Here is a 4599-nt window from a genome sequence, read left to right as displayed (position 1 = left end):
ATTCCAACGCAGACGATGAAATTAAGGAATTATGGGAGCATCTCGTCTGCTCCAATTTCTTCATTTCCCCTGAGGATGCGAGAAAAGTATCTGGAGCGGTCATCAGCGAATACTATCACAATCTGTTTCTCTCTCATCGCCCCGTCAACTATGTTTTGGGTAGCTGGGCGGTGATTACCGACCAATTGAAAGAGAAAATCGAACAGTCCAACCGATGGAGCCTTTCGCTCAAAGAAGGCGTCGATGCCATTTCCCGCACTTCAAATGGTTATCATCTTACCACCAAATTCGGCGAGCGTGAATTCGACCGGGTCATACTGGCCATGCCGGTTCAACAGGTTATCAAGCTGCTGCGCAACACCGAATGGAGCGCATCCCTTTACAAATATGAAAACAGTTCTCCCACCGAAGTCATGGTCTATGACATCGGCTTAAAGGAAGTTGTAGCCCGACCTTTTAATTACATCAGCGATATGGATAATAATATGTTTATCAGCGATGTATCCGCAACCGACGATACTCTCGTACCAGCCGGAGGACAATTGCTGCAGGGAGTAGCCTATCTGGCTGACGATTTTTCCAGCGAGGAAGAACGGAAGCAAAATATTGATCGAAAACAAGAACAGATGGAGGCCCTGTTCAACCGGTATTATCCTGGCTGGCAGGAAGCGACAGTCGTCAAGCGGGTATCGAAAAAGGCGATGGTAGCCAGCGTAAAAAATATCGCCGAAAACGAACTGCTCCCCGTACGCGTATCGGGTGTTCCGTTTTATTTTTGCGGGGACGGTTGTACAGGCAAGGGGGAATTGGCAGAACGAGCCTTCTCCAGTGCACGAACCGTCGCCAAGCTCCTCCTTGAAGAAGCGGCGAAATTCGACAAATAGACAGCGAAAAAATTCCATTCCCCTCGAAAATGAGTACTTATTCAACGTTATTCGTTCGTTATTTCTTAAAAATAGCGAAGTTTTTTGGCGAAATTCGCCGGAATATTTGTTTTCTTGTCGCAGCATCGTCAAATTGTCATGGAACAAACAGGAAAAATCAAGTATACTAAAAACAAAAGATTGCTGCCTGATTCCTATTTTGAGGTGCCCCATGAGCGTTAAAACCGGTAAAACCTTTTCGATTGGCCACCTGCTGATTTCCGGTGCTCTGGGCGGATATTATTTGCAGACGGAAGATCTTCGCCCGGAACTCGGATATCTGTTTATTCTCTCCTTTCTTTGGGCAGGATATCTCATCGCGCATACCTTTTGGTTTAAACGAATAGACCCGAAATTCAGACAGAACTTCAGCCGCGTTTTTCTCCTCGTGGATTGCTTTATATTGACGGCCATTTATTTGCTGCCCGATTGGCACTCTCATACATACCCTGCATGGATCATGCTTATTACTACCTCCCTTTACGCTTATGAATCCGGCGTAAGCTTCTCCTCCATCATCGGCGCATGCGGTTTGGCCGACTATTTTCTGATGCTCCTTATTCGCAACAAAAGCATTCCCTTATTGGATACGCTGCTCTTCCTATCCTCCGTTATGCTGATTGTTTTCATCGTCGGGCGGAGAACCGATATTTTAAAAAAGCTGACCTTCAAGGACCCGCTCACTCGTCTGACAAATCGGGAAACGTTCAAGGAAGATCTGCAGCTAGCCATCCTCAAACAAGTGGACGCCGATGATCAGATCGGGCTCTTGTTTCTGGATCTGGATCAATTCAAATATGTCAATGACACCATCGGCCATAGCACGGGCGACTTACTGCTGCAAATGGTATCGGATCGTTTGAAATCCAGCATTCCCGGCCAGGCCAATCTGGCCCGAATGGGCGGCGATGAATTCGCCATCATGCTCACTGGCATCCGCCATTCGGACGTAGCGGCTTCTCTGGCAGAGACCATCGTCGATATCATGAAAGCTTCTTTCCCGCTTAACAAGCAAGAAATCTTCATCTCCTGCAGCATAGGCATCGCCATGTTCCCCGAAGACGGCTCGGATGCGGATACGCTCATGAAGAACGCAGACACTGCGCTATATCGAGCAAAAGAACACGGCCGCAATAACTTTCAATTTTATACTCCGCTCATCCATACGAAGGGGCACCGCCGCCTGCAGATGGAAACCATGCTGCGCCACGCTCTGGAGCGGAATGAATTCGTCCTTGTCTATCAGCCTCGGCTTGATCCGGCAACCGGCAAACTCGTTTGCGTAGAGGCGCTGGTTCGTTGGAAGCATCCTGAACTCGGCATCCTGCCGCCATCAGAGTTTATCTCTTTGGCTGAAGATACCGGACTCATCGTTTCTCTAGGTGAACAAGTTCTGCGCAACGCCTGCACACAGCGAACAATGTGGACGAAAGCGGGCTTGCCTGATTTTCGCGTCAGTGTCAATCTTTCCGCCAGGCAGTTCCGGCAAACGGATTTGCCGGAAGTCATCTTCAAAGTTTTACAGGATACAGGGCTGGAACCACGTTTTCTAGAACTGGAAATAACGGAATCGGCAGCGATGGAAGACGTCCACTTCGCCATTCTGATGCTGCGAGTATTGAAGGAAATGGAACTGATGATTGCCATTGACGATTTCGGTACAGGCTACTCTTCCCTCAGTTACTTAAAGCGTCTGCCCATCGATGTTATTAAAATCGACCGTTCCTTTATCAACGGAATTGAAAAAGAAGATGACGACGCCGCCATCGTTCGCACGATTATCGCCATGGCGCAAACCCTTAAGCTCCAGGTAACGGCAGAAGGGGTTGAATCTTCCGGTCAGCTCGATTTCCTTAAACACTTGAAATGCGACGAGATTCAGGGGTATCATATTGGCAGGCCAATGCCGCCGGACGAATTTGAGAACTGGTACGCCCGATCCATCGCGGTCTAGCTGAAAGGAGACAACGGTTTGAAAAAATCGATCTTGATATTGTATCTCGGGTTAATCATCGTAATAGGAATGGTCATCATCAAGCGCTACGCAACCGGGGTTCCGGATTTTGTCACAGGACTGGGCATGGGCATTGGCACCGGTTTTGAGCTGCTGGGCATCATCATGACGCTCCGCAAATATATGAAGATGAATAAGCAGAATGCTTCAAAGTAAAGAAAATGAACGGCTAAACGCCAAAAAAGAGACGATTCCCTGGGGCCGGATAGAGCCCCCAGGAATCGTCTTTTTATGTAGGATTATTGGGTTTCCAATGCGATTCGACTACCGATCCCGCCGGGCTCAGCCGGTTCCACCACTAGCCGCCGCGGCAGCCTGGCTCGCAATTCCGGTACGTGACTGATAATCCCCACGGTCAGCTTATCCATATGCAGCCGTTCTAAAGCGCTGACCACCGTTTCCAACAGCTCCGAATCCAGTGTGCCGAAGCCTTCGTCCAGGAAGAAGAATTCCAACGGATATTGGCCGCTCAGTTGAATTTGCGCCGATAGCGCGAGAGCCAAAGCCAACGAGGTTAGGAAGGTTTCGCCGCCGGAAAGGGTGCCTACTGGCCGTTTGATGCCGCCGTTGGCGTCGTCGCGAATGACAAAACAACCTTCCGAGTCAACCTCAATGGCATACCTGCGCCGGGTCAGCTGCAATAACCGCTCGGAAGCTGCCCGACTAACCTGCAGCAGCTGCTCCTTGGCCACAAAGTCGATAAAAGCGTTCCCCCGGAAAACGGTCTGCAGCTTACCTAACAGGCTAAGCTGATCGGCAAGCTCGGCTCGCCGCCGCTCCAGCTCCCGCCAATGGCTGTGTTTCTCGCGGATATCCTCATGATCTCGTTCGGCTTTCGCCCGCTCCGTGAGCGCTGTTTCCGCTGCTTCTCTAACGGCAGTGAGGCGCGTTTCCCATTCGGCCCATTCCTCGTCCGAAACCCTGCGTCCGGCTAACCAAGCTTGCGCCTGAGCGGCTTTGGACTTGGCCGCCGTTTCCGCTTCCCGATGCCGACGGATTTCTTCCTGCCAAAGCAACGCCATCTCTTCGGGAAGAAGGGCTTGCTTCACTTCATCCTCAAGACGGAAACCCGTGCGCGATAGCGCGGCTGACCAGTTGGCTTCCGCAGCTTCCAGAGAGCTTGCAGCAGACTCGCAGGCCTGGGCGGCAGCGGCTGAACGGCGGCTGACATCATCCCGCTGCTCCCGCACCCGTTCAAGCTGCTCGCGGAGCTCCCGCTCTCGCGACTGAAGCTTGTCCAGCTTCTCCCGAGTTTTTTGAATCCGCTCCTCGACGTTCAGTGGAGCGTCTGCTGTCGCACTCTCCCCCGCTTTTTCCAACAGCCGAGCTAACGCTTTGCTCTTTTCCGCCAACTGCTCGGCCGCACCGTTCTTCTCCGCTGTCAGACGGGTAAAGTCTTTATCAAGAGCAGAAGCTTCTTCCCTCAACCGGTTCATCTCGTCCGCCAGTCGCTGGATAATCGGCTCGCTATTGTCCAATCTTTTGCGCAGCTCCTCGCTCTGGCGGTCCTTCTCCGCCAGGGCTGCCAGCTCCGCCGCCAATTGGCCGGCGGACAAGCTGCCGAGGGCCGCTTCCACCTGAGCCTGCTCGGTGGCAAGGGCCGCCGCTGCCGCGACCTGGCGCTGCCGGGCGGCCTCGCTGGCAGCCGCCAGCGCGCCGCAG

3 protein-coding genes and 1 pseudogene are annotated in these 4599 nt (G+C 52.2%); 3 read left to right on the top strand and 1 reads right to left on the bottom strand.

The window, feature by feature from the left end:
- From TJ79_RS27485 to TJ79_RS00705, 3 genes and pseudogenes are all read left to right on the top strand, one after another.
- Positions 1-884: pseudogene (locus TJ79_RS27485) on the top strand (FAD-dependent oxidoreductase); the annotation flags it as partial.
- 211 nt (positions 885-1095) lie between these two features.
- Positions 1096-2877 (top strand): putative bifunctional diguanylate cyclase/phosphodiesterase, encoded by a 1782-nt coding sequence (locus tag TJ79_RS00710; protein WP_052339142.1) that lies wholly within the window; start codon positions 1096-1098, stop codon positions 2875-2877.
- A gap of 18 nt (positions 2878-2895) precedes the next feature.
- The gene (locus TJ79_RS00705) at positions 2896-3093 is read left to right on the top strand and encodes a hypothetical protein (protein WP_040948369.1); all 198 of its coding nucleotides are present in this window, start codon (positions 2896-2898) and stop codon (positions 3091-3093) included.
- Positions 3094-3176: 83 nt separating this feature from the next.
- Here TJ79_RS00705 and TJ79_RS00700 read toward each other — a convergent pair.
- Positions 3177-4599: SbcC/MukB-like Walker B domain-containing protein (locus TJ79_RS00700; RefSeq protein WP_040948368.1), on the bottom strand; the 1423-nt coding region annotated here is incomplete at its 5' end.

This window comes from Gorillibacterium massiliense (assembly GCF_000455485.1).
GTDB classification, from domain to species: Bacteria; Bacillota; Bacilli; order Paenibacillales; family NBRC-103111; genus Gorillibacterium; species Gorillibacterium massiliense.
The sequence above is the reverse complement of the archived record's forward strand: the minus strand, read 5'-3'. Positions and strand labels throughout refer to the sequence as shown.

Coding starts and splice junctions, on each gene's coding strand:
- TJ79_RS00710 (WP_052339142.1), top strand. CDS start 1,096: ATGAGCGTTAAAACCGGTAAAACCTTTTCGATTGGCCACCTGCTGATT.